Here is a 26,026-nt window from a genome sequence, read left to right as displayed (position 1 = left end):
CCACTCGCCGCCTTTTTCATGTTCGGAGATCTGATCAAGCCTGCATTGGCAGCCAGAGCACGATCATCGGGAAACTCACCAGAAGCGCGATGGTGATCGCATCCGCGATGAAGAACGGCGTCACGCCTTTGAACACATCCTGCACGGACAGATCGTCACGCACGCCCGCAACCACGAAACAGTTGAGACCGATCGGCGGGGTGATCAGACAGAACTCTGCCATTTTCACCACAAGAATACCGAACCAGATCGCACACATCGGCCCTGACATGCCAAAGGCCGCATCCGCCGCCGCAACGGTTTCGCCGCCATTGAGCGCCATCACCGCCGGATAGACCACAGGCAAGGTCAAAAGCAGCATCCCGATGGCATCCATGAACATGCCCAGCACGGCATAGGCCAACAGGATGCACACAAGGATCAGCATGGGCGACATGGTCAGCGAGGTCAGCCAGTCCGCAAATGCACCCGGCAAATCGGCAAAGCCCAGAAACCGCACATAGATCAATACGCCCCAGATGATGGTGAAAATCATCACCGAAAGCTTCGCCGTCTCCAAAAGCGCGTCACGGAACTGGCCCCAACGCATGCCTTTATAGACCGCCATCAGGAAGACCACGAAAGCGCCAATCGCGCCGCCTTCGGTCGGCGTTCCCCAAGCCTCTCCGCCGAACGGGTTGTAGACGAACAGCACGATGGTCAGCACAACGATCATGATCGGCGCAGCCGGCGGCAGGGACTGAAAGCGTTCCTTCCATGTAAAGCCGCCAACCGCCGGACCAAAGCCCTTGATCGCCACGGACATACCCACAATCAGCGCGGCATAGACAAAGGCAGAAAACATGCCCGGCAGGAAGCCCGCCAGCAAGAGCTTGCCCACGTCCTGCTCCACGATGATGGCGTAGATCACCAAGATCGTCGATGGCGGGATCAGCGAGGCCAATGTGCCCCCTGCGGCAACAACACCTGCGGCGAATTTCTTGTTATAGCCGGCTTCGATCATCTCGGGGATGGCGATACGGGCAAACACGGCAGAGGTCGCAATCGACGCGCCCGACACGGCGGAAAAGCCCGCTGTCGCAAACACGGTCGCCACAGCCAGACCACCCGGAACCCACGCGATCCACCGCTTGGCCGCCGTGAACAGCGCTTTGGTCAGCCCTGCGTAATAAGCGAGATAACCGATCAGGATAAATGTCGGGATGAGCGAGAGCGCCTGAGACGACACTTTCGAATGGGGCACCTGCCCCGCCGTCTTGGCAGCCACCGTCAAGGCCCAGCCGAAGGCCTCGGGATCGTAGCCTTTCTTCGACCAGAAAATCCAGATGAGGCCCACCATCCCCGCAAGACCGGCGGCAAAAGCCACCCGCATGCCGAGAACCACCATAACAAGAAGACCGCCGGAGACGATCAGACCGATTTCAATAGGATCCATATCCATTCCCTCAATCGTCTTTGCCGGAGACGTGTTCAGCCTCCATCGCGGCCTGTGTGGCCATATCAAGCACCAGCGGCACTGCCACCGGATGTTCTGTACCCAGAATGATCGCCCGAATATAGGCCGCGATCTGAAGCACCAGACGCACCGTCAGCACCCCGAAAGCCACAGGGGCCAGAAGCTTGGCGGGCCAGAGCGGCAGGCTGATATCCATCGAGCTGTCACGGCTCCACATCGGCATGGAAAAATCAAAGCTGCGCTGGAAATGTGCCCATGTGCCCCAGACCATCAGCACCATGAAGACGAACATGGCAAAGGTGGTGATCAGTTCAGCGATATAGAGAGGTCGGCCTTTCAGCGCGCCCACCAGCATATCCATCCGCACATGGCCGCCGTTGCGCTGGGTGTAGGAAATCCCCATAAAGGCGATGAGCGGCATGGCCTGTTGAATCCAGTCCACATAGCCCGGCAACGGCTGATTGAAGAAATTGCGCCCGCCGACGGAAAACACCGCCAGAAGCATCAGCGCAAAGACCGTAAGTCCGCTCAAGAACGCCAGCGCCAGTTCCAGTTTGTGTAGTCCCTGATCCAACCGGCTCAGCCGGCTGTCATCTGTCAGGACCGTGGCCGTTCCCGCCATCCTTTATCCCCTTATGTCCGAAAATCCGAAAAGACCCGCCCCGCAACACGCAGGACGGGCCATCACTCAAGCGCGTCTCTTATTTCGAGGCGGCGACTGTTTCGATGACAAGATCATAGAGCTCCTGCGCGGGCAGGCCGCGCTTGGTGTTCTCCGTGATCCAGGCTGTCGCAGCAGGTGCCGCTGCGGCCGCTTTGAAAGCTTCAAGGTCTTCATCCGAGAAGGTCACCTGTTCGATGCCCTTTTCCTCGATCAGCGGACCCCATTTGGCCATGGTCTGCTCGTTATAGTAGTCGATGTAATAGTCGAGCGCCTCGTCCACGGAGCTGTCCAGAGCTTCACGCTCTTCATCGGTCAGCATCTCGTAAGCGTCGATATTGACCACGACCGGACAGTTCACCGCGCCGGGGTTGAGGTTGGTGGTCCACCATGTCGCGATATCCGCCGTGCCGAAGGACATATGCGCATGAGGGGCAAAAGCTGCCGCGCGGATCACGCCGCTGTCCATCGCCTGACGCACTTCCGTGGCGGACATGGAGGTTGGCACAGCGCCGGAAGCCGACATGGCCGCACCGATCCCGCCGGTGGCGCGCACGGTCAGACCTTTGAAGTCTTCGATTGAATGCGGCGCATCGCCCACACCCGCAAGATTATACTGCGGCAGCGGGGTCGGCATCAGCAGTCTGGCGTTCCAGCGTGCCAGATCCTTGACCGTGGCGGGATGGTTGTACACCGCCATCGCCACGTCGCGTTCCAGTTCGAGATTGTCTACGCCCAGAAACGGAAGCTCCAGCACGGTGATCGAGGGGTTCTTGTCGGGGTGATAGCCCGCACAGAACTGCGCCATCTCGAATGCGCCGATGGAAATACCGTCAAGGTTCTCGGTGTTTTTCGACAGACCGCCATAGGAAATGTTCATGGTGAATTCACCATTGGTCTTTTCCGCGACCAACTCGGCGAGCTTTTCGACATTCTCGGTGAAAGCGCGGCGTTTGCCCCACAGCGACACATTCCATTCCGTCGCAATCGCCTCACCTGCAAACCCGACACAAAGCGCGGCCACAGCCGCACGTCCCAAAAACTTGTTCATGATGTCCTCCCAAGACATAAATTACCGTCTGTCAGGGAGTATGCGGCGATCTTCACAATTCCGCTATGAGGGAATCTGCGCGCACTGACTGCCATGCCCTGCGGATTTCCGCAGCCTACAACAGGGCATCCTTGTCGAGCCCCAGCTTCACGATCTTCTCATTGAGCGTGCGTCGCCCGATCCCCAGAGCCTCGGCCACCGCATCCATGCGCCCGCTTTGCGCACGCAAGGCCCGCGCGATGAGTTCCCGCTCGAACGCCGCAACCGCTTCGCGCAGCGTATCGGGCACCTGCGTGGCATGATCCGCCTTCAACGCCGCCGCGACAGAGGCCTGACCGCGCCGCGCCATGAGGACAAACCGCTCCGCCACGTTGCGCAACTCGCGCACATTGCCGGGCCAGTCATGGCCCATCAGCGCGGCCATATCTTCCGCCCCCATATCCGGCAGGCTCACCTCGTAGACGCGGGCAAACTCCCCGGTGAAACGGGTGAACAGCATCAGGATATCATCCCGCCGCGCGCGCAAGGTCGGCAGGTCCAGTCGTATGGTGTTCAGCCGGTGCAGCACATCGCGCCGGAGTTGTCCCGCCTCCACGGCGGCCTCGGGATCCTCGTTGGTGGCAGAGATCACCCGAAATGTCAGCTTGCGCGGCTGGCTGGCCCCGACAGGCGTGATCTCGCGCTGTTCCAACACCCGCAAGAGCATGGCCTGCACAGGCAAGGGACAGGCGCAAACCTCGTCGAGAAACAAAGTGCCCCCATCCGCCGCCGCAAGCCGCCCCTGCGCCGCACCTTCCGCGCCGAACATCTCGCGCTCGAAGCCTTCAGCACTCAGGGTCGCACAATTGAGCGCAACAAAGGGGCCATCCGCGTCAGGGCCGAGATCATGCAACGCGCGGGCGATCACATCCTTTCCTGTGCCGGTCTCCCCGACCAACAGCACAGAGGCCGGACTCTCAGAAACCGTCAGCACCTCTTCACGCACGGCGCGCGTTGCCGCCGACTGCCCCAGAAATTGCTTGTCCAGCCCCGAGAGATCGCGAAGCCGTGCCTTGAGCCGCTCGGTGCGCTGGTGCAGCCGGTGCTGCCCGCCCGCATGGGACAGAATCGTCAGAAGGCGGCGCGGTTCATAGGGCTTTTCGACAAAAGAATAGGCCCCGTCCTGCATCGCCTGCACCGCCGTCGCAATATCGCCATGGGCCGAAATCAACACCAGCGGCGGCGAGCCCGGCGGCAATGCGGCCAGAAGGTCCAGCCCCGACATGCTCGGCATCCGCACATCAGACAGGATCACATCGGGCAACATCTCCGGCAGTTTCGCCACCACCTGATCGGCGCGAGGCAAGGCTTCGACCTCGTGCCCTGCAGCTTTGAGAAGGTCCATCAGGGAACTGCGCATGGCCTTGTCGTCATCGACCACCAAGACCCGCAATGCGGCCTCTTTCATATCTCGTCCTCCCCGTCATCCCCGACCAGCGGCAATTCGACCCGAAACACAGCGCCGCCCGCCCCGTCCTTTGTCTCATCTGCATTCTGCGCCACGAGCCGTCCGCCGTGTTCGCGCACAATACTGGCCGAAATCGCAAGGCCAAGCCCCATGCCCTCGCCAGAGGCGCGGCGGGTGACAAAAGGCTCCTGAAGCTCGTCCAGCGTGGCCGCTCCCAGCCCGTGGCCGGTGTCGCGCACCTCGAACCACCCGATCGCGGCGCCCTCGTCCCCCTGCCCCGTGCCCACCGACACGTCAAGCTGCGCAGCGCTCTCCTCCTCCATCGCATCAATCGCGTTGCGTAGGAGGTTGGTCATGACCTGCTCGATCCTCAGCTTGGACCCTTGCACCACAACCGGCGGATCGGCGCGACGTCGCGACAAGGTCACATGGGCGCGCTCCAGATTGGGCGCAACCAGCGCCAGCGCCTCGTCCATCGCCACATCCAGATCGACAGGCTCCAGCCCGCGCTGTCCGGGGCGGGCAAAAAAGCGCAATTGCCGTGTCAGCCCTTCCATCCGCTCGGTCAGACCCGACAGATGCGCGAGCAATGTCGGGTCAGACCGACCACTGATCTCCGCCGCCGCGATGTGGTTTTTCAGCGCCGCAATGGGCTGGCCCAGTTCATGTGTCACCGAGGCCGACAGCTCCCCAAGAGCGGCCAGCCGGGACGCCCGTTCCAGTTCCTTTTGCGTGCGTTGCAGCCTCCGCTCCGCCGCGCGGCGCTCTTCGATCTCGACGGCAAGGCGCTCGTTGGCCAGACGCAATTCCGCCTCTTCGGCTTCTGAGCGCCTGAGTGCGGCACCGATCCGCTCCGTGCGTTTGAGTTGGTAGAGGATCACCGCCACAGCCGCCACGCCAAGCGCAAGCGCCGTGACCAGCCAACTCAAGGTCACGATCCGTTCACGGCTGGCGAAATAATGCAGGCTCCAGCCATGCGGCAGATCGGAGCTTTCCATATGCACCACGTCCACGCCTCCGATCCGCGCGGAACGCTCGCCGCGCAGCTCCCAGTCCAGAGGCCGCAAATCCGCCCCGCTGAACTGACGGTCGCGTTCGATCCGTGCGCGTTCGGCATCTGTCAACACCCGCAAGAGCCGGTAGCGCCAGGCCTCATCCGAGGCCAACAGCACCACACCCTCATCATTGGCCAGCAGCACCTGTTCACCGCCGTCACGCCACGCGGCCTCCAGATCGGTCAGGTCAAGCTTGATCGCAATCACCCCGATCACACGCCCCGCCGCATCGCGCACGGGTTCGGAGATGAAATAACCCGGCAAGCCCGTCGTCGTGCCGATCCCGTAGAAGCGCCCCTGCCGCCCTTCAAGCGCATCGCGCACATAGGGACGAAAAGCATAGTTATGCCCGACGAAACTCAAGGACGTGCCCGCATTCGAGGCGGAGATGGTCTCCCCCTGTGTGGTCATAAGATAGATTGCATCCACCCCGGATTGGGCGGCAAAGCCCCGCAAACGGATGTTCAACGCACCGCGATCTCCGCCCTCGGCGGTTGCCTGCACGAAAGGGTCGCGGGCCAGCACATAGGGAAGATGCGAAAACCGCTCCAACTCGGCAATCACCGTGGAGCGATAGAGCGACAGACGCCCCGCCGCTTTGGTTTGTTCCTGTGTGGAGAAATAAACGCTCGCTCCCTGAAACAGCAAGATCAGCGCAACCAAAGCAATACAGGCCGCAACAAGCCCTTTTCTTCGCACCATGCCCCTTCGCCGCCTCCTCTGTCACAGCTTGCCTGCCTCCCTTATCCAACTGACAGGCCCCCGCAGTTCACAGAGATCATAAAGCCTTTCTCTCAAAACGATAGGCAAACCCGTCAGTGGCACGATTGGCAAAAACATTCGCACGCACACATCGCAAGACTGGCCAGACAAGAGAACCTTGGAGGCCGAGACACAAAAAAACGCCCCCGCAAAAGCAGGGGCGCTCGTGATCCAGCGGAGCAATGCCGGATCAGGACAGATCGAAGCGGTCGGCGTTCATCACCTTGACCCAAGCTGCGACAAAGTCATTCACGAATTTCTCCGCGTTGTCGTCTTGCGCATAGACCTCGGAATAGGCCCGCAGGATCGAGTTCGAGCCGAAGACCAGATCAACACGGGTCGCTGTGTAGCTTGTCTCGCCGGTTTTGCGGTCAACGATGTCGTAAAGACCGTTTTCCTTCGGCAGCCACTTGTAACCCATATCGGTCAGGGTCGTGAAGAAATCGGTGGTCAAAGCGCCTTCGCGCCGGGTGAAGACCCCGTGTTTCGCCCCGCCATAGTTGGTGCCCAGAACACGCATCCCGCCAACCAGAACAGTCATCTCGGGCGCGGTCAGCCCCATGAGCTGTGTCCGGTCGAGCATCAACTCTTCGGTCGAGACCACATAGTCCTTTTTGACCCAGTTGCGGTAGCCGTCATGGATCGGTTCCAAGACCTCGAAACCTTCCACATCGGTCATTTCCTGCGTCGCATCACCACGGCCCGGCGCGAAGGGCACTTCGACGTCAAAGCCAGCGGCTTTTGCGGCCAGTTCCACGCCGACATTGCCGGCCAGAACAATAGTGTCCGCCACGCTGGCACCGGCTTCTGCTGCCAGAGGTTCCAGCACGGAAAGCACTTTCGCCAGACGTTCCGGCTCGTTGCCGACCCAGTCCTTTTGCGGAGCCAGACGAATGCGAGCCCCATTGGCACCGCCGCGACGGTCGGAACCGCGGAAGGTCCGCGCACTGTCCCATGCGGTCGACACCATCTCGGAGATCGAAAGGCCGGAGGCCGCGATCTTGCGTTTGAGCGCACCAATGTCATAGTTGGTGGTGCCTTCGGGGATCGGATCCTGCCAGATCAGATCTTCTTCCGGCACATCCGGCCCGAGATAGACCGATTTCGGGCCCATGTCGCGGTGGGTCAGTTTGAACCATGCACGGGCAAAGGCATCGGTGAAGGCGTCAAAGTCCTCTTTGAACCGCAGCGAGATTTCGCGATAGGTCGGGTCCATTTTCAGCGCCATATCGGCATCCGTCATCATCGGGTTGTGACGGATCGACGGATCTTCGACATCAGCGGGTTTGTCCGCCTCTGCGATCTCGACCGGTTCCCATTGCCATGCACCGGCAGGGGATTTACGCAATTCCCACTCATGGTTGAACAGCATCTCGAAGAAACCATTGTCCCATTTCGTCGGGTTGGTTGTCCATGCGCCTTCCAGACCACTGACCATTGTGTCACGCCCGATGCCGCGGCCCTTGGTGTTCATCCAGCCGAGGCCCTGAAATTCGGGGCCAGCGGTTTCGGGATCCGGGCTGAGGTCTTCGACATCGCCGTTCCCGTGACATTTGCCGACCGTGTGGCCGCCTGCCGTCAGAGCAACGGTTTCTTCGTCATTCATCCCCATACGGGCAAAGGTTTCCCGCATATGCTGCGCGGTTGCGAGCGGATCGGGCTTGCCGTTCACACCTTCAGGGTTCACATAGATCAGCCCCATCTGAACAGCCGCCAGCGGGTTTTCCAGCGTATGCGCGTCTTTCACATCGCCATAGCGGGTGTCGGACGGCGCGAGCCATTCTTTTTCCTCGCCCCAGTAGATGTCTTTTTCGGGGTGCCAGATATCTTCGCGGCCAAAGGCGAAACCATAGACCGGCAAGCCGGCTTGCTCATAGGCAATCGTTCCGGCCAGCATCAGAAGATCGGCCCAGCTGATCTTGTTGCCGTATTTCTTTTTGATCGGCCAGAGCAAGCGACGGCCCTTGTCGGTGTTGACGTTATCCGGCCAGGAGTTCAGCGGCGCAAAGCGCTGGTTGCCCGTGTTGCCGCCGCCGCGACCATCTGTGTTCCGGTAGGAACCTGCGGTGTGCCACGAGACCCGCCCCATCATGCCGATGTAGCTCCCCCAGTCAGCGGGCCACCAGTCCTGACTGTCATTGATCAAAGCGCGCAGGTCGTTTTTCAAAGCTTCGAAGTCGAGCTTTTTGACTTCTTCGCGATAGTTGAAATCCTTGCCGAGCGGATTCGTCTTGGTGTCGTGCTGGTGCAGGATGTCGAGGTTGAGCGCATTCGGCCACCACTCCATGACATCCTTGCCCATCTCGGTGTTGCTGCCATGCATGACTGGGCATTTGCCCGACATTTTCAGATCATTACCGTCCATCTGTTCCTCCGGTATGCTACGTGTTTCGTGGCGGGGGCGCGGCGGCGATCTATATGGCTTATGGCCTGTATCGCGCTGCTCCCGTTCCGTCTCGTAAAGAGGTAACAGGTTTGGTCGATAAACAATAATTGTATTACTTATGGATTGCTATAATATTTTCTAATCAGAAATCTTCCAGAAACATCCGTCCGTTCATGGCGCACAGGGCGCACTATACGCACCGTTTCCCGTCTCGGAAGGCAGACACTCCGGCACAGGCACATCCAGCCCCGCCCGTTCAAGATACCCAGCGACGGCCGTGAGGGCGATATCGCCCTGCACAAACATCCGGATTTCAGCCAAGGGATCGTCCAGCCTGCCCACCAACGCGCGCAAACGCTCCACTTCGTCGCGATCTCCGATCATGGATGCAGCGGCCAGCAAAAGGATATTGCGCGAGGGGCCGACCTGATCGGCATAGCCCTTGCGGGCCATATCCACCATGCGCGCGTTCTTGTGCACGATACCGGACACGAGAACCGGCAGATACATATAGGCCGAGGCATTGGCGCTCAGATCAATGGCCCTCAACGCCGCATCGCGGGCATCATACAGCCGGTCTGCGGACAAATACGCATAGGAGAGCACCCCATAGGCGGTCGGATTGGCCGGATTCAACTCCACCGCCTGACGCAAGGCACGAATGGCGAGATCGGTTTTGCCCTCAACATTGTAAACCGCGCCCAGAAGGATGAACACAACATCTGAACCGGGGAAACGATCCGCCAAACCTTCCGCATATTCTGTAAGTTTCTCGGGTGAGGACTGCATCGCTTCGGGCAAACCTGACGTATCCATGAACTGAAAGTCAGGGACCAAATGCAACATCAAAGTCCCGAAGGAGGTAGAGCCGACCGCGTCGGTCTCCAGTATATCCGAAAAAGGCGCGAAACACCGATAAGCCGTTTGGAACTTTTCGGGGCTATAATCGTTCAGAAACGCATCGGTCTGTAGAACACAGGAAAAGACGTTGTCCGGTGCCGAAGCCGCTCCCGCATCCGGACGGCCAAGCGCGCTGATCACACCGCCCTGCGCCGCGAGATAGCTGCTGATCCGATGGGACACAGCGCGCAGGCTTGCATAAACCCCCTGCGCGTCTACAGGATCGGACATTCGGGTTTGAAACAACTCCTCGCCGGTCTCGACATCAACCAGCGCAACGGACAAATCAAGATGCCCCGCGAGGCTCAGGATCGAACCGCGCAAGACATAATCGGCCCCTTCAAGCTCGCTGTTGAGGTCGGCGTTCAAGACCCGCACATTCACGCGACCAAAGCGTTCGAGGTCTCCGGCCAGTTGCCGCTGCACGTCTTTTTCATAGGCGTCGTTCTCGGCCTGATCCGTCAGATTGTCGAAAGGCGCGACGGCAACGACCGGATAGCCCGGCTCGGCGCCCGCCGTTTCAATTACCTTTGACGGAACGACCTCATGCCAAATGCCATGCCCGAGAACGCCCGTCGCAAAGGCAACAATCAGGAACAGGACAAAGCGCAGGCCAAACACCTTGCGCATCTTCGGCCTATCGGGGGTATGCGTAACGGAAGGCGGTTGTGCAGGACCGTCTGCGCCCGCCCCATCAGCCCGCGCGACCTTGTCAACCGCCGCATCTTCCGCCTGTTGCGCAGGGGGCGATGGTTGCGCAGGGGCCGATGGCTGCTCGACACGAAGCACAGACAGGGCGTAGCTGCCCCGTGGAATGTTCAGGCGATCAACGCGGTCGTCATGTTGCGCATAATAGCCATTGATGGCCTCCCGAAGCCGCCGCATCCGGACCCGCACAATCGGGTCAGTCGAGGGATCGAACTCATCCCCCCTTCCGAGCAGCCCGTGTGCAATGCCGTATTCGGTGATCTCGTCACCCCGTCCGGCCAAACACTCTTTCGCCAGATATTCGAGCAATGCACGGTTCGCCTTTGAACGTGCGAAAGCCTCACTTTCGAGAATGAGCGTAACTTCCCGCTGTAAAACTTCCTGTTTTTGCCCGTTCGGCAACATGCAGTCCCCCCAGACCAATCTGTTGTCATGACAGAACGGTAACATGTTTCAGATAGGTGAAAAGAAAAAATTCCCTTTAAAACTTCACAAAACCCGAAAATTCGGCGTCTCAGATGCTGTCTGCCTGCCGTGTGTTACATCTTGTTACGCAAGCGCTTTGAATCAAATGCGCCCTCATGCAACCTTCTGAAACCATTTGTTTCTGAAATTGCTGTCACGCTTCCGCAATAAGGGGCTCTCCAGTTATGAATTACCGAGAGTTGTGTTCCATGCGACCTGCCCCTTTGCACCATATGTCCCGCGTTCTGAGCGCCTTTCGCATACCTTTTGTCAGGACCTCAGGCAAAGAAGCGTGTGCAAACCGGAGCCTCCGTGCCGCAAACGACACCAAGCCATATACACGGTTTTCCTCCGAGGTCGGCCAGAACGAACAGCGCAGCAATCTGCCATGCCACAACCTGATCCTCCTCAGCCGCGTGGCGAAAGCGGACAGTCTCATGGCCGACACGAAGACATCACTCAATCCGCGCATTGCCCGCTCTCTGGAAGAAGTCAGCGCACATTTTGATGCGGAACGGTTCAAGCTGGTCGTCGTCGAATGTAACCCCGAACATTGCGATCTGGTTAAAAGTGCCATCGAGATTCAACGCCTTATCCCGCAAGGCGACACAACGGCGCTTATCATCTTCAAACGCGCGTCTCAGGAATGTCTCGACATGCTGCGCTACACGCCCAGCGCCGCCGCCTTTTCCTTTCTGTCCGTGCACCCCGATGAGATTCGCACACATATTCAGGACCTGCTGACCCTTTAAGATCACGTCCGCGCCTGATATCCTTTACCCCGTGCCGCCCCTATCGCGGCCCTTCAAGAGTTTGAGCCCATGGCCACCCGAATCGCACGTCACATATCTATTGTCCTGCCGGCAAACATCGGTCGGATGTCGCTATCCCCGGATATGTACAAAAAGCCTATCAGCAACTCCCTGCACGCCCCTTGCGCGTCGCCGCAGACCGTATCTGCGGCTCTAACCACGGGGGAGACCGAACTGATTGATAAGCTGCTGGATGTCTGCACCCAATACCAGCAAGCGGGGGACCCACAGCTTTCCGATCTGGTTGACCGGATTGGCATGAAGCTGATGCAGTCCTTCATCTACCGCAAAAAAGATGAACCCCGCGGCGCGTAAACCTGTCGCGCCATCGCAATGGCAAAAGCCCCCGAACACGCCGCACAAGAGAAGTAGGGACAAACTTCCGCTTCCACAGCCCATACGAGGGCTTTCAAAGAACTGTGCCCCCGAACAAGGGGCACAGAAGAACCAAAGTCAGTGTTGCATGATTTCCGCAACCGGACGCGGAGTGGTCATCGTTTCCGTCGGAAGCACAGGCAGGGTGACTTCCGGAATTTCACCGGTCAGAGAACCGAGGAAAGCCACAATCTTATTGGCTTCATCATCGGACAGGTCTTCACCAAGCTGGCTTTCTGCCATGATCTGCACAGCCACTTTGAGATCCCAAACCTTGCCGGAGTGGAAGTAAGGCGCGGTCAATGCGATGTTACGCAGCGGACCGGCGCGGAAGACATATTCGTCATCCACAGTGTCTGTCACAGCAAAGCGGCCACGGTCGCCCTCAGGCAGAATATCGGAGCCGGGCTTTTCGATCAGGCCGAAGGGATAGTAGTCCTCGCCACCGATGTTGATACCGGAGTGACAGGCGATACAGCCCTTGTCCATGAACAGTTCAAGACCGGCAAGCTCTTCGGTGGAAAGCGCATCGTCATCCCCGTTGAGCCAGGAATCAAACGGCGAAGGGGTCAACAGCGTGGCTTCGAAGGCCTCGATGGCTTTGGCCATATTGTCAAACGTGACGGGTTCGTCCTCATCGGGGAAAGACTCTTCAAACCATTCCACATATTGCCCCATCGACGACAGGGTCGCGACCACATTGTCCGGCGTATTGGCCATTTCGACACCGGCCTGAATCGGACCTTTCGCCTGCGCTTTCAGGTCTCCGGCACGGCCGTCCCAGAACTGGGCGGCGTTGAACACAGCGTTCAAAACGGTCGGCGAGTTCCGCGGGCCTTTTTGCCAGCCATGACCAACGGAAGTTTCCATGTTGTCATCCCCGCCCGTGGTCAGGTTGTGACAGGAATAGCAGGAGAAAACGCCCGATGCCGACAGACGCGGATCAAAGAATAGCGCCTTGCCCAACTCGATTTTCTCTTCGGTGATTTTATTGTCCTGCACAGCAGGCACCGTTGAAGGAAGCGGTTTGAAGAACTCTAGGGCATATTCCCTGAGCTCATTTGCAGAAGCCGCAGAGGCCCCCAATACAATAGCACTGGTCATCAATGCTAAACGCGGTGCAAGTTTCATATTTTTCTCCCTAGCATCCCGTGATGCATTCAGTCGATCGCGCGCATGACCGAAATTAGAATCCCTCTAAGAAACAGCTATGACCTAGATCAATTCCAATTCTAGAACCCCGCTTGATCCACCCCCTCTTGCCAACAGACCGGCTGAGCGCGTAAGCCGATGCGCAAGTCTGAACCTGCGAGGCGCATGTCTTGTTTTTCTATCGTTTCCTTTTGACCATCCTGAGCCCGTTGTTTGCGCTTGCGCTGCTGCGACAGGTTTTACGCGGGCGCGAGAGCTTGTCCGATCTGGCCGAACGCTTCGGTGCCGGACTGACATCTGCGCGCACATCCACATCTCCGCGACTCTGGATCCATGGCGCCTCGAACGGAGAAATGACCGCCGCGCGTGTGCTTGTCGAAGAGGCTCTGTCCCGTGCAGACGATCTGGACATCCTCGTCACAGTCAACACGGTCAGCGCCCGCACAATGGTCGCGGATTGGGGCCTTCCCCGTGTCGAGGTCCGGCTTGCTCCGATGGATTTGCGCCCTGTGCTCAAACGCTTTCTTGCGCACATCCGGCCTGTCGCGCTGGTGTCCTTGGAAAATGAAATCTGGCCCAACCGCTTCACCCTTCTGGCCCAACGCGGCATCCCTGTTGTCGTGGCCGGTGCGCGCATGTCTGAACGCACGGCCAGCCGATGGGAGAAAATGCAATTCCTGCTGCGCGGCATCATCCGCCCGACCATCGCGGCGATCTCCAAACTGGCGGCCCAAGACACGGCCTCGGAACAACGCATGCTCCAACTCGGCCTGCCCGCCTCCGCCCTGCTGCCGCGCATGAACCTCAAAAGCACAGTCGCCCTCGCGCCTGCGCCCGCCGCGGAACTCGCCGCCCTTGAGCAGGTTTTTCCCCGCGACAAAACACTCCTCGCCGCCTCCACCCATGCGGGCGAGGAACGTCTGGTTCTGGAAGCCTTCCATGACCTGCAAAAGGTCCACCCTGACGCCCGCCTGATCCTTGCCCCGCGTCACCCGTCGCGGGCAGAGGCCCTTGCGGCGGAACTGACCCGTTCAGGGCTGTATTTCGCGCAGCGTTCCAAGGGTGACGATCCCGCGCAATCACAGATTTATCTGGCCGATACGTTGGGCGAAATGGCGCTGTGGTATCACCTTGCGGGTCTGTCTTTCATCGGCGGCTCCCTGACGCATCACGGCGGGCACACGCCCTATGAACCCGTCCAGTTCAACACAGCGATCCTGCATGGCCCCCATGTGTCGAATCACATTGCCGCCTATGAGGCGCTCGATCAATCCGGCGGCGCACGCATTGTCTCCGATGCGCAAGCTCTCTGCAAAGCGGCCAGCGCCCTCATGTCCAACCCGCAACACGCCAAAGACATGACAGCAAAGGCGCACACCGCCCTGAGCCCTCTGCGCGAAGCCCATCTCCGGCAAGAGGCCTTCTGGTCCGCTCTGGCCGACCTGACCAAACTGCCCGCGTTAAAATAGATCACACTGACCCGCGACCCCGCGTCAGGTTGAGAAGGTGTAAAATTCTCTTTCCAGCCGTCATGTAGATTTGATAGTCCTCTGTCAGCCTGATGCGACAAAACAGGCGGACGCGCTCTGCACTATGCCGCCCCTTTTCCGCATTCAGCCAAAGGACAAACAGGTGTCAGTAATGAGACCCAGACAACATCCGGTCAAACTCGGTCGCAACGCCAAGGACAGCGTGCGCACACAGTTTGGCGCACTGGTCTGGCGCTGGCGCAAGGACAAGCTGCAAATCCTGCTGATCAAGACACGCCGCCGCAAACGCTGGATCATCCCGAAAGGCTGGCCGATGGACGGGCAAACCCCTGTGCAGGCCGCCGCCACCGAAGCTTGGGAAGAAGCCGGGATCAAGGGCCGTCCCGCGCCCATCTGCATCGGGCTCTACTCCTACCAGAAATATCCGCGCAACGGCGAAATGCCGATGCCCTGCGTGGTGGCCGTGTTCCCGCTCAAGGCGCGCTGGGAGTTTGACAAATATCCGGAAGCCTCCGAGCGCAAACGCAAATGGGTTTCCCAGAAAAAAGCCGCCGCTATGGTTGAAGATGCAGAACTCGCCCAGATCATCCGCCACTTCAATCCGCGTCTCTACCGCCTTTGAATAATCCGATGCAGGCCGGACTGCGCATTTGAACACAGCCCCCGAGATTGCAAAATGCAGGGGCAATGCCTATTGTAGAGAGCCTGTTCCCTGGAAATGCGCGCATCATGATCCGCTACACGCTCAAATGCTCCGAAGACCATCAGTTCGAAAGCTGGTTTCGCTCCGCCGAAGCCTTTGAGACCCTGCGTGCCGGTGGTCAGTTGTCCTGTCCGGTCTGCGGCTCTGCCGATGTGCACAAAGCCATGATGGCCCCGCGCGTCAGCACGGCCCGCAAAGATGAGACAGGCCCCGTCAATGTCGCGCCCGAGGCTCCGCCCGCCGCATCGACCCCGCCGCAGGCCACACCAATGGAGCCGCCGCGCCCCTCCCCCGAAGAGGTCGAGCAAGCCATCGCGCGGCTGCGTGCCGAGGTCGAGGCCAAATCCGATTACGTCGGCGTCGAATTTGCCAAGGAAGCCCGCAAAATTCACGAGGGGGAGGCCCCCGCACGGCCCATCTATGGCGAGGCCAAACTCGATGACGCCAAGGCCCTTCTGGAAGATGGCGTGCCAGTTGTGCCCCTGCCCTTTGCGCCCAAACGCAAAATGAACTGACCTCATCAAAGGCACCGGACATGGACACAGCCCTCATCACAGGCGCATCGCGCGGCATCGGCGCAGCGCTTGCCTCCGAACTCACAGACCGCACCTATGACGTGATCGGCACATCGACCAAAGGCGGCAACGGGCTTCATGCCCTCGACGTCACGGACCCGCACTCCGTCACCGCACTGGCCGACTCTCTGAAAGATCGCCCCATCGGGCTGCTGGTGTGCAACGCCGGCCTCTATCTCGACAAGGGCCAGCCACTCGACACAGGCTACCCGCCCGAAATGTGGGCCAAGGAATTTGCGGTCAATGTCACCGGCGTCTTTCTTACGGTGCAGGCGTTCTTGCCCGCGCTGCGCGCCTCGCGGGGCAAGATCGCGATCATTTCGTCGCAGATGGCCTCCCACACCCGCGCACCGGGCGGCGCCTATATCTATCGCGCCTCGAAAGCCGCCGCGCTGAACCTTGGTCGCAACCTTGCCAGCGAACTGAAGAATGACGGGATTCCCGTCGGCATCTATCACCCCGGCTGGGTCCAGACCGATATGGGCGGCGCCGCAGCGGACATCACCGCGACAGAAGCCGCCACAGGACTGGCGGACCGCTTCGCCGAGCTTTCGCTGTCCTCAACCGGCTGTTTCGAGACATGGGACGGGCGTCCACACGCTTATTGAGCCTCCTTTGTGGCAAAAATACTCATTCGCCATGGCCGCACTCTTGCGCTCACGCCGGAAGCCACTTAGAGAACCGTGACCACTGACGAGGACGGGGGATAGGGCAAGAGATGCCAATTCTCGTAATGAAATTCGGCGGAACATCCGTCGCCACGCTCGACAAGATCAAACGCGCTGCAAAGCGCGTCGGTCGCGAAGTGGCCAATGGCTATGACGTGATCGTCGTGGTTTCGGCCATGTCCGGCGAGACCAACAAGCTCGTGGGCTATGTCAACGAGACCTCACCGATGTATGACGCGCGCGAATATGACGCTGTCGTGTCCTCGGGCGAGAACGTGACCGCAGGTCTCATGGCTTTGACGCTTCAGGAAATGGACGTGCCGGCGCGCAGCTGGCAGGGCTGGCAAGTGCCGCTCAAGACCAACTCCTCTCACGGCGCAGCGCGGATCGAAGAGATCCCGACCGACAACATCCTTGCCAAATTCGGCGAAGGCATGAAAGTCGCCGTGGTCGCAGGTTTTCAGGGCATTTCCCCCGAAGGCCGGATCACCACACTGGGGCGCGGCGGCTCGGACACCACCGCTGTGGCTTTTGCGGCCGCCTTCGACGCCGACCGCTGTGACATCTACACCGATGTGGACGGGGTCTATACCACCGACCCGCGGATCGAGAGCAAGGCCAGCAAGCTGGAAAAAATCGCGTTCGAAGAGATGCTGGAACTGGCCTCTTTGGGGGCAAAGGTGCTCCAGACCCGCTCTGTCGAACTGGCCATGCGCTACGGCGTGCGCTTGCGCGTGCTGTCGTCTTTCGAGGAATATGACCCCAATGCCGGCACGCTGATCTGTGCCGAGGAGGATATCGTGGAAAACAAACCTGTCTCGGGCATTGCCGCCTCCCGCGAAGAAGCCAAAATGACGCTCCTGTCTGTGGCGGACCGCCCCGGCATCGCCGCCTCTATCTTCGGACCTCTGGCCGAAGCGGGCGTCAATGTCGATATGATCATCCAGAACATTTCCGAAGAAGGTCGCACCGACATGACCTTCTCCTGCCCTGTCGATCAGGTGAACCGCGCCAAAGCCGCACTGGATGCGGCCAGAGACCGTGGCGAGTTCAACTTTGGCGAGTTGATCTCCGACACGGAGGTGGCAAAGATTTCGCTCGTCGGCATCGGTATGCGCTCGCAATCGGGGGTCGCAGCCAAAATGTTCAAGGTGCTCTCCGACGAAGGCATCAACATCAAGGTCATCGCCACCTCGGAAATCAAGATCTCCGTGCTGGTGGATCGCAAATACACCGAGCTTGCGGTTCAGGCCCTCCACGACGCCTTTGAACTCGACAAAAGCTGATCCCGTAGCGAAAACACTTGACCGTCTTATGAAAGCCTCCGCCCTCGCGGGGGCTTTTTCTTATTCCCGTTTCTCCGATTTTCGGGACCATACTTCGGGACCATACAGCGTTTACTGGGCACCTGTGGCACACTCGCCCGCGAAACACCCTTGCAACCGGCACCGCACCCGCGCCACATTCTTTCTGCACCTGCATCATCAAGCCTCGGAATTTTCTGCACTTTTTCCAAGCAAATTATAGCTGATCGCTCTGATGCCGCTTGTTTTTCTCTGGGCAAGACCCACATCTGTGCTCTAAAGAAGACGACGCCAGAGGTAAGGCGCGCAAGAGGACCGGCGGGGACATGCCAAACAATATGGAGAGCGAAAGCCGGAAGCTGTTGGGCCGGCTCAGGGACACGCTGGCCGAGGACAGCGCAGGTCAGGAACGTCTTGACCGCATCACCAGCCTGATCGCCGACAGTATGCAGACAGAAGTCTGCTCGATCTATCTCTTCCGCGATTCCGACACGCTCGAACTTTGCGCCACCGAAGGGCTAAAAGCCGAAGCGGTCCACCAGACGCGGCTGCGGATTGGCGAGGGGCTTGTGGGTCGGGTTGCCCGCACGCGCTCGATGGTCAATGCCGCCGATGCCCCCTCCGAACGCGGTTTCCGCTATATGCCCGAAACCGGCGAAGAACTTTTCTCCAGCTTTCTGGGCCTGCCGATTCAACGGCTGGGAGAGATTCTGGGGGTTCTGGTCGTCCAGTCCAAAGATGCCCGTGCCTTCACCGACGATGAGGTTTATGCGCTCGAAGTGGTGGCGATGGTGCTGGCCGAAATGACCGAGCTGGGCGCCTTTGTCAGCGACGAAGGCGGCATGACAGCGCTGCATCAGCATCCGGTGATGTTTCGCGGCGCGACAGGTCAGGAGGGCGTGGCCGAGGGCAATGTCTTCCTGCACGAGCCCCGTGTGGTCGTCACCAACCCCGTCGCAGACGATCCCGAGGCGGAAACCGAACGCCTGCGCAAAGCGGTCGATCAACTGCGCCTCTCCGTGGACAGTATGCTGGCCAATGTCGAACCTTCGGAGAAAGACCAGCGCGAGGTGCTCGAAGCCTACCGGATGTTTGCCAATTCCCGTGGCTGGATGCGCCGGATGGAAGAGGACATCGGGCGCGGGCTTTCGGCCGAAGCCGCCGTGGAGAAAGAACAGGGCGCGGCGCGCACCCGTCTGGCGCAGGTGCCCGACCCTTACATGCGAGAACGGCTCCATGATCTTGACGATCTGTCCAACCGGCTGCTGCGTATTCTCACCGGCCAAGGCCATGAGACCGGCGCGGAAATGCCGGAAAACCCCATCCTTGTCGCCCGCAACATCGGCCCCGGTGAATTGCTGGATTACGGCAAAACGCTCAAAGGCATCGTGCTGGAACAAGGCTCAGTCGGTTCCCATGCCGCCGTGGTGGCCCGCGCTTGGGCGATTCCCTTGGTGATCCATGCCGAGGGCATCACGACCGAGGCCCTCAACGGCAATGCGATTCTGGTTGATGGCGATCAGGGCATTGTGCATCTCAGACCCGAAGACACCGTCGCCACCGCGTTTCGGGACAAGATCGCGATGCAGGCCGAGGCGCAACAACGCTATGCAGGGCTTGTGGGGCTGCCTGCAGAGACGCTCTGTGGCAAGCATATCGCCATGCATATGAACGCGGGCCTGATGGCCGACCTGCCCTCTCTGGCCTCTTCTGGCGCGGAAGGCGTGGGCCTGTTTCGCACCGAATTGCAATTTCTGATCCGCAACAAAGTGCCGCGGCGCGGCGAGCTTGCCACGCTCTACGCCCGCGTCATGGATGCGGCGCGTGGCAAACGTGTGGTGTTTCGCACACTCGACATCGGGTCGGACAAAGTCCTGCCCTACATGAAACCGCAAGACGAGCCGAACCCCGCAATGGGCTGGCGGGCGATTCGTGTAGGGCTGGACAAGCCCGGCGTTATGCGGATGCAGTTGCAAGCCCTCACCCGCGCCGCAGCCGGTCGTCCTCTGACGATCATGTTCCCCTTCGTGGCACAGTTCGACGAATTTCGCGAAGCGCGGGCCCTTCTGGACGATGTGCTGATTTCCGAACGCAAACTCGGATATGTTCCGCCCTCCTCCATTGAAGTCGGCGCGATGCTTGAAACCCCGTCTTTGGCCTTCGCGCCTGATCTGTTCTTTGAACAGACCGATTTCATTTCCATCGGCGGCAACGATTTGAAACAGTTCTTCTTTGCCGCGGATCGGGAGAACGAACGGGTCCGGCGCCGGTATGACACGCTGAACTATTCCTTCCTGAATTTCATCCGCCAGATCGTGCAACGCTGCGATCAGTTCGACACGCCTGTGTCCTTTTGTGGCGAGGATGCAGGGCGTCCGATCGAAGCTGTGGCGCTGGCCGCTATGGGTGTGCGCACGCTTTCGATGCGTCCGGCTTCCATCGGGCCGGTGAAAGCCATGCTGCGGCGGCTTGACCTTGATGAGGTGGCGCAGGTGATTGATCAGGCGGCCGCGGACGGTGCGCAATCGGTGCGCGAAGACCTTGTCGCCTATCTGGTCAAACAGGGCTTCATGCTCTGAAACGACTTCTCTTCTGCCACCGCCGCGTGTTTATGCCGGAGGCGTATTTCGGTTCCCCGCAGCCGCTCACGCATTCAGGTTAATCTGATTAAGGTTAACGCATCGAAAAACGCCCGCAAACGTCGCGCGCTACTGGCATCTGGTTGTGTCTGGCAGGGACCGACCTTTCAAAGCATTACGCGAGAGCGCGTTAACGGCCCATTTCCTCACTCAACATCTCCTTGAGCGTCTCGAACGGCAGGTCGCTATCCTCGGCCATGCGCAACATGGCGAAACTCACATGCGCCATGTCCTGATAATAGGCCGTGTAGGCATAATTCGTCGCGGCCCCCGCCACCGCCCCCAACACAGGCACGGTTTGCGTTGCCAGCTTTTGCCCCAGAACCACGGACAGACGCGGCGCGACCTTAGCGATGATTCCGTTCAGCGTCGCCCCTGTCAGCGTCGTCCGTGCGGCCAGAAATCCGAGATCGGCCCCGTCATCATCGGCCAAAGGACCGGCGGCTGCAAAGACCTGAATGCAGGCCTTGCGCACATCGTCACGCGCAGGATCAAACCCGTGATCTTCGGCTACGCCTTGAATGGCATGGAGCAGCACGGTCGTGGTCACCGGAAGTTCGGCCAAGGCGGTCGGAAGCCCTCCGGCACCGCCAGCCGCCCCCAGCCCCGACGTCACAGCCCGCGACAGCCATGTGTTGGCCTTCACGGTCCGCCGTCCCCGCGCAGCCCCGTCAAACGCCAGTTCAAGCGCCGACAGCGTCGCGGCCTCCAACTGTCCACGCACAGGGGCAGGCAGTTTATCGAACAATCCGTCCGCCTTGCCGCCCACCATGTTCAAAATCTGCATGCCCGGATGGTTGGCGCGTTTCAACCGACGCGCAAGCGCACGGATCGCCTCCGGCGTCGGGGCTTGCAAAACGGCATGGGGGCCAGCATTCAAAGGCGGCAATTTCTTGGTCATTGCCTCTATTTGGGGTCAGTCGTCCTTGTGAACAAGACCCGCAACCCCATCCCACGCGCCGGGATGCAAGGCCACGCCCAGCACACGGTCCGGATTCGTGGGCGGCGGCATTTCCACATGGTGGAGTTTTTCAAAGCCGAAACGGGAATAATAGGGTTCATCCCCCACCAGCATCACCCGCTCCCAACCGAGTTTGACGGCTTCGGCCATGGCCTCCGTCATCAACATCCCGCCCAGCCCCTCGCCCTGACGGGTCGGGTGGACCGCAATAGGTCCAAGCAAAAGTGCGCGATGCCTGTCCTCCCCGATGCGAATGGGCCAGAAGCGGATCGCAGCGGCCAAAACGCCGCCCTCATCACGCGCAATCAGACAAAGATCGGACACCTTCTCGACCCCCTCGCGCAACCGGTAGGAGGACAAAAGCTCACGCCCCGGCGCAAAGCAGGTGTCATAGAGGGCTTCGACCTCCCATAGATCATCCGGTGACTCGGTCTCGAGCTGATACACGCCTGCCCCTTTCGCTCCGCCCGCTTGCTGCGGTTTTGGCTCGAAATTCTGCTAACACAGCGTTAAATGGGGGGCAACGCGTCGAAACGCGAAAGGACCGTTCCGAAAATGTATTATCGCCCCAGCGACGGGCATGACCTGCCGCACAATCCGTTCAGCGCTATTGTCTCGCCCCGCCCCATCGGCTGGATTTCGACGCGGTCCGCTTTAGGGCACGAGAATCTCGCGCCCTATTCCTTTTTCAACGCTGTCGCCTATGCGCCGCCGCAAGTGATGTTCGGCTCTGTCGGTGCGAAAGATACGATGCAAAACCTGCGCGAGACCGGCGAGTTCTGCGTCAATCTTGTCGGCGCAGAGCAAATTGCGATGATGAATGCCTCATCAGAAGCGCTGGCCTTTGAGGAAGACGAATTCACCCACTCGGGCACTTTGCGCGCGCCCTGTCGCGAGATTGCCTGCTCCCGCGTCGAAAATGCCCCCGCCTCTCTGGAATGTAGGGTCACGCAGATCGTAGAGCTTGAGGGGGCGGAGAACACCGCCGTATTCGGCGAAGTTGTCGGGGTCCACATTCGTCCCGATCTGATCGTCGAGGGCCGCTTCGATGTGGTCAAGGCGCGTCTGTTGTCGCGTCTCGGCTATCGGGATTATGCCGAAATCACCAAAGTGTTCGAGCTTACACGCCCGCAGGCCTGATCCGGACCGAGTATTTTTTGCACAAAGGATACGTAAAAAGGGGCCGCGCGGCCCCCTTTTCTTGTCTCATTCGAACATTTTCGCCTAGTGCCCGCTGCCGAGAACACCGGTGCGCACAACATAATCCGTGGCGACCTGATAATCGGGATCGTCATCGCTATCGACCATCAGGTGACCCGCTTTAGACAGGAGGCGGTGACAATCACGGCTCAGATGGCGCAGTTGGATTTCCTTGCCCCGCGCCTCGTATTTCGCCGCCAGACTTTCGATCGCATTCAGCGCCGATTGGTCGGCCACACGGCTATCGGCGAAATCGACGATCACCATAGACGGGTCATTGGCGGGATCGAACATTTCAAGGAAGCCTTCAGCGGAGCCGAAAAACAGCGGACCCTGAATTTGATAGACCTTAGCGCCTTCGGGTGTCTCATAGGTTTTGGCATGGATGCGCGAGGCGTTCTGCCACGCATAGGCCAGCGCCGAGACGATCACACCCACGACAACGGCGATTGCGAGGTCTTCAAGGACGGTCACAACAGTCACCAGCACGATGACAAACGCATCCACGCGCGGCACCTTACGCATCACGTTGAAGGAGTTCCATGCGAATGTGCCGATCACCACCATGAACATCACGCCGACAAGTGCTGCGAGCGGGATTTGTTCGATCAACGGGCTGGCGACCATGATGAAGGCCAGAAGGAACAGCGCTGCGGCAATCCCTGCCAGCCGCGTGCGCCCGCCGGATTTCACGTTGATCATAGATTGCCCGATCATCGCACAGCCACCCATGGAGCCGAAGAAGCCGGAGATCACATTGCCTGCGCCTTGGGCCAGACATTCCTGCGACACGCCCCCGCGCTCGCCCTTGATCTCGCCCACGAGGTTGAGCGTCAACAGGCTCTCGATCAAGCCCACAGCCGCCGCGATCAGCGCATAGGGGAAGATGATGTGCATCGTGGAGAGGAAGCTATCCATGCTCTCGAACATCGGCACGGCGGGGATATGGAAGGTCGGAAGCCCGCCTTTGATCTGCGCCATATCACCCACGCGCGGCACGTTGATGCCAAAGGCAATCACAACCACGGCGGTGATCAGGATGCCAGCCAGAGGCGCTGGGATGATATTGGTCACTTTCGGCAGGAAATACACCACCGCCATCGTCAAGGCGACAAGCGCTAGCATGATCACGAGCGGCATACCGGTCATGAAATTGTCCGTGCCGGGCACTTTGAACTGCGTCAACTGGGCAAGGAAAATCACAATGGCCAGACCGTTTACAAAGCCCAGCATCACCGGATGCGGCACAAGCCGGATGAATTTGCCCAACCGGAAAATGCCCGCGAGGATTTGCAATATCCCCATGAGGACCACGGTGGCAAAGAGATATTCGACGCCATGTTCGATGACGAGAGAGACGAACACGACCGCAATCGCCCCCGTCGCGCCGGAGATCATCCCCGGACGCCCGCCGAACACGGCGGTGACAAGCCCCATAATGAAGGCCGCATAAAGCCCGACCAGCGGGTGGACCTGCGCCACGAAAGAAAAGGCAACAGCTTCGGGCACAAGCGCCAAAGCCACGGTAAGGCCGGAGAGGACATCGGTCTTGGCCTGTGTCGGTGTGAGCTTGGTCGATGTCGTTCCGGAAATGGAGAGGTTTTTCGCAAAACTTGCGAGTGCGGATTGTATCACGGGGTCATCCCTTGGTGTTTTGAGGTTTCTTTGCCCGTTCACGGGGCCTTGACGCCCCCATAGCGCGTTTTGTCGCATTGCGAAAGCCCATCGCCATACACTGTGCAAGAAGAGCTTTCACCTGTTGCGCTTTGCCCCTTGCACCCTGTTCTGCATCGCCGCAAACTCGGCCCGACCAGCAAGGAGACAGGCATGGCAGACAGGCAACGTGTAATCGGCGTGATGGGCGGCTCGGGCGTCTATGAGATTGACGGGCTGGAAGATGCCGCTTGGCAGGGGGTTACAACGCCTTGGGGGCCACCCTCGGATGCCTTGCTCACCGGTAGGCTGGACGGCATCAAAATGGTTTTCCTCCCGCGTCACGGGCGCGGCCATGTCCATTCCCCCTCCACGGTAAACTACCGCGCCAATATTGACGCGATGAAACAGATGGGGGTCACCGACCTTGTCTCCGTCTCCGCCGTGGGATCATTTCGCGAAGAAATGGCTCCGGGGGATTTCGTCATCATCGACCAGTTCATCGACCGGACCTTTGCGCGGGAAAAGTCCTTTTTCGGCACGGGCTGCGTGGCGCATGTCTCCGTGGCCCATCCGGTCTGCGAACGGCTCTCCGGCCTTGCCTATGAGGCCGCGCGCGCAACGGGCGTCACGGTGCATAAGGGCGGCACCTATCTGGCGATGGAAGGCCCGCAGTTCTCCTCTGTCGCGGAGAGCCGGATGTATCGCGAAAGCTGGGGCTGCGATGTCATCGGCATGACCAATATGCCGGAGGCGAAACTCGCCCGCGAGGCGGAGATCTGTTACGCCTCCGTCGCGATGGTCACCGATTATGACAGCTGGCATCCGGATCACGGCGCAGTGCAGATCACCGACATCCTCGCGACGCTCAAAGCCAATACCGCCCATGCAAAATCACTTGTCGCCGCGCTGCCCGGGCTACTGGGGCCGCATTTCACGCCCTGCCCCTATGGCTGCGACCGCGCACTGGAACATGCGATCATGACCGCGCCGGACAAACGCGCACCGGAGATGATCGAAAAACTCGCGACCGTCGCGGGCCGCGTTCTGAAAGGATAAGGCATGAAAACCGTCAAGGATTACATCCGCACCATCGTCGACTTCCCGCATGAGGGGATCATGTTCCGCGATGTCACAACACTCTTTGCCGACCCGCGCGGAATGCGGCTGGCCATCGACCAGTTGCTCGCCCCCTATGTCGGTCAACATATCGACAAGGTCGTGGGGCTTGAGGCACGCGGTTTCATCATCGGCGGTGCCATCGCGCACCAGCTGTCCATCGGCTTTGTGCCCATCCGCAAAAAAGGCAAACTGCCCGGCGCGGTGATCTCGGAAGAGTACAAGCTCGAATATGGCGAGGCCGTTGTCGAAGTGCATGACGACGCCATCAGCGCAGGCGAGAAAATCCTTGTCGTGGATGACCTGCTGGCCACGGGAGGCACTGCGGAAGCGGGAATCAAACTTGTGGAACGTCTGGGCGGCGAGATTGTCGGCTGCGCCTTCATCATCGACCTGCCGGAGCTTGGTGGCCGCAAACGTCTGGAAGACCTCGGCTATGACATTCACGCCCTATGCCAGTTCGATGGTGCCTGACGCCACACCG

Annotated in this window: 22 protein-coding genes; 11 read left to right on the top strand and 11 right to left on the bottom strand. The window is 59.7% G+C overall.

Annotated features, from left to right (window positions below; all coding sequences use genetic code 11):
- Positions 1-34: 34 nt before the first annotated feature.
- The 7 genes from KO492_RS05155 to KO492_RS05125 all read right to left on the bottom strand — a co-directional run bounded on the left by KO492_RS05155 (position 35) and on the right by KO492_RS05125 (position 10,831).
- Complete coding sequence (locus tag KO492_RS05155) at positions 35-1,435, bottom strand: TRAP transporter large permease (RefSeq protein ID WP_216043966.1); 1,401 nt, start codon at positions 1,433-1,435, stop codon at positions 35-37.
- A gap of 10 nt (positions 1,436-1,445) precedes the next feature.
- On the bottom strand, positions 1,446-2,078 hold the full coding sequence (locus tag KO492_RS05150) for a TRAP transporter small permease subunit (RefSeq protein WP_216043965.1): 633 nt from the start codon (positions 2,076-2,078) through the stop codon (positions 1,446-1,448).
- Positions 2,079-2,157: 79 nt separating this feature from the next.
- On the bottom strand, positions 2,158-3,168 hold the full coding sequence (locus tag KO492_RS05145) for a C4-dicarboxylate TRAP transporter substrate-binding protein (protein WP_216043964.1): 1,011 nt from the start codon (positions 3,166-3,168) through the stop codon (positions 2,158-2,160).
- Positions 3,169-3,283: 115 nt separating this feature from the next.
- A complete protein-coding gene (locus KO492_RS05140; RefSeq protein WP_216043963.1) occupies positions 3,284-4,615 on the bottom strand; it encodes a sigma-54-dependent transcriptional regulator in 1,332 nt (443 codons plus the stop codon).
- Positions 4,612-6,372, bottom strand: a complete 1,761-nt coding sequence (locus KO492_RS05135; RefSeq protein WP_216043962.1) for a sensor histidine kinase — start codon at positions 6,370-6,372, stop codon at positions 4,612-4,614. Before KO492_RS05135 ends, KO492_RS05140 begins: the two co-directional genes overlap by 4 nt.
- Before the next feature lie 250 nt (positions 6,373-6,622).
- A complete protein-coding gene (gene katG, locus KO492_RS05130; RefSeq protein WP_216043961.1) occupies positions 6,623-8,797 on the bottom strand; it encodes a catalase/peroxidase HPI in 2,175 nt (724 codons plus the stop codon).
- Positions 8,798-8,989: 192 nt separating this feature from the next.
- Entirely contained in the window at positions 8,990-10,831 is a 1,842-nt protein-coding gene (locus KO492_RS05125) for a hypothetical protein (RefSeq protein ID WP_216043960.1), read from the bottom strand.
- 497 nt (positions 10,832-11,328) lie between these two features.
- On the opposite strand from KO492_RS05125, the gene KO492_RS05120 reads away from it, so the two are divergent.
- Positions 11,329-11,643 (top strand): hypothetical protein, encoded by a 315-nt coding sequence (locus tag KO492_RS05120; RefSeq protein WP_216043959.1) that lies wholly within the window; start codon positions 11,329-11,331, stop codon positions 11,641-11,643.
- Positions 11,644-11,712: 69 nt separating this feature from the next.
- A complete protein-coding gene (locus tag KO492_RS05115) occupies positions 11,713-12,018 on the top strand; it encodes a hypothetical protein (RefSeq protein ID WP_216043958.1) in 306 nt (101 codons plus the stop codon).
- A gap of 138 nt (positions 12,019-12,156) precedes the next feature.
- Here KO492_RS05115 and KO492_RS05110 read toward each other — a convergent pair whose 3' ends face one another.
- A complete protein-coding gene (locus KO492_RS05110; protein WP_416351246.1) occupies positions 12,157-13,182 on the bottom strand; it encodes a cytochrome-c peroxidase in 1,026 nt (341 codons plus the stop codon).
- Between the two features lie 218 nt (positions 13,183-13,400).
- Here KO492_RS05110 and KO492_RS05105 point away from each other — a divergent pair, with 218 nt between their 5' ends.
- The 6 genes from KO492_RS05105 to ptsP all read left to right on the top strand — a co-directional run bounded on the left by KO492_RS05105 (position 13,401) and on the right by ptsP (position 20,549).
- Positions 13,401-14,699: a 3-deoxy-D-manno-octulosonic acid transferase gene (locus KO492_RS05105; protein WP_216043956.1), complete on the top strand. Its 1,299-nt coding sequence runs from the start codon at positions 13,401-13,403 to the stop codon at positions 14,697-14,699.
- Positions 14,700-14,871: 172 nt separating this feature from the next.
- On the top strand, positions 14,872-15,342 hold the full coding sequence (locus KO492_RS05100; protein ID WP_216043955.1) for an NUDIX hydrolase: 471 nt from the start codon (positions 14,872-14,874) through the stop codon (positions 15,340-15,342).
- A 107-nt stretch (positions 15,343-15,449) separates the two neighbouring features.
- A complete protein-coding gene (locus KO492_RS05095) occupies positions 15,450-15,938 on the top strand; it encodes a DUF1178 family protein (RefSeq protein ID WP_216043954.1) in 489 nt (162 codons plus the stop codon).
- 20 nt (positions 15,939-15,958) lie between these two features.
- On the top strand, positions 15,959-16,606 hold the full coding sequence (locus tag KO492_RS05090; RefSeq protein ID WP_216043953.1) for an SDR family NAD(P)-dependent oxidoreductase: 648 nt from the start codon (positions 15,959-15,961) through the stop codon (positions 16,604-16,606).
- Between the two features lie 110 nt (positions 16,607-16,716).
- Complete coding sequence (locus KO492_RS05085; RefSeq protein WP_216043952.1) at positions 16,717-17,952, top strand: aspartate kinase; 1,236 nt, start codon at positions 16,717-16,719, stop codon at positions 17,950-17,952.
- Between the two features lie 344 nt (positions 17,953-18,296).
- A complete protein-coding gene (gene ptsP / locus KO492_RS05080) occupies positions 18,297-20,549 on the top strand; it encodes a phosphoenolpyruvate--protein phosphotransferase (protein WP_216043951.1) in 2,253 nt (750 codons plus the stop codon).
- Positions 20,550-20,739: 190 nt separating this feature from the next.
- Here the strand turns inward: ptsP and KO492_RS05075 are convergent, their stop codons facing one another.
- Entirely contained in the window at positions 20,740-21,510 is a 771-nt protein-coding gene (locus KO492_RS05075; RefSeq protein WP_216043950.1) for an EcsC family protein, read from the bottom strand.
- A gap of 15 nt (positions 21,511-21,525) precedes the next feature.
- Complete coding sequence (locus tag KO492_RS05070; RefSeq protein ID WP_066602880.1) at positions 21,526-22,017, bottom strand: GNAT family N-acetyltransferase; 492 nt, start codon at positions 22,015-22,017, stop codon at positions 21,526-21,528.
- 108 nt (positions 22,018-22,125) lie between these two features.
- On the opposite strand from KO492_RS05070, the gene KO492_RS05065 reads away from it, so the two are divergent.
- Complete coding sequence (locus KO492_RS05065; protein WP_216043949.1) at positions 22,126-22,710, top strand: flavin reductase family protein; 585 nt, start codon at positions 22,126-22,128, stop codon at positions 22,708-22,710.
- A gap of 84 nt (positions 22,711-22,794) precedes the next feature.
- Here KO492_RS05065 and KO492_RS05060 read toward each other — a convergent pair whose 3' ends face one another.
- Positions 22,795-24,405 (bottom strand): SulP family inorganic anion transporter, encoded by a 1,611-nt coding sequence (locus tag KO492_RS05060; RefSeq protein ID WP_303578299.1) that lies wholly within the window; start codon positions 24,403-24,405, stop codon positions 22,795-22,797.
- 192 nt (positions 24,406-24,597) lie between these two features.
- Between KO492_RS05060 and KO492_RS05055 the strand changes: the two genes are divergently transcribed.
- Together KO492_RS05055 and KO492_RS05050 are read left to right on the top strand one after the other, a co-directional pair.
- Positions 24,598-25,482 (top strand): S-methyl-5'-thioadenosine phosphorylase, encoded by an 885-nt coding sequence (locus KO492_RS05055; protein ID WP_216043947.1) that lies wholly within the window; start codon positions 24,598-24,600, stop codon positions 25,480-25,482.
- A gap of 3 nt (positions 25,483-25,485) precedes the next feature.
- Positions 25,486-26,016, top strand: coding sequence for an adenine phosphoribosyltransferase (locus tag KO492_RS05050; RefSeq protein ID WP_216043946.1), 531 nt, complete (start codon positions 25,486-25,488; stop codon positions 26,014-26,016).
- The last annotated feature ends 10 nt before the right edge of the window (positions 26,017-26,026 follow it).

The organism is Celeribacter halophilus (assembly GCF_018860305.1).
Lineage (GTDB): Bacteria > Pseudomonadota > Alphaproteobacteria > Rhodobacterales > Rhodobacteraceae > Celeribacter > Celeribacter halophilus_A.
The sequence above is the reverse complement of the archived record's forward strand: the minus strand, read 5'-3'. Positions and strand labels throughout refer to the sequence as shown.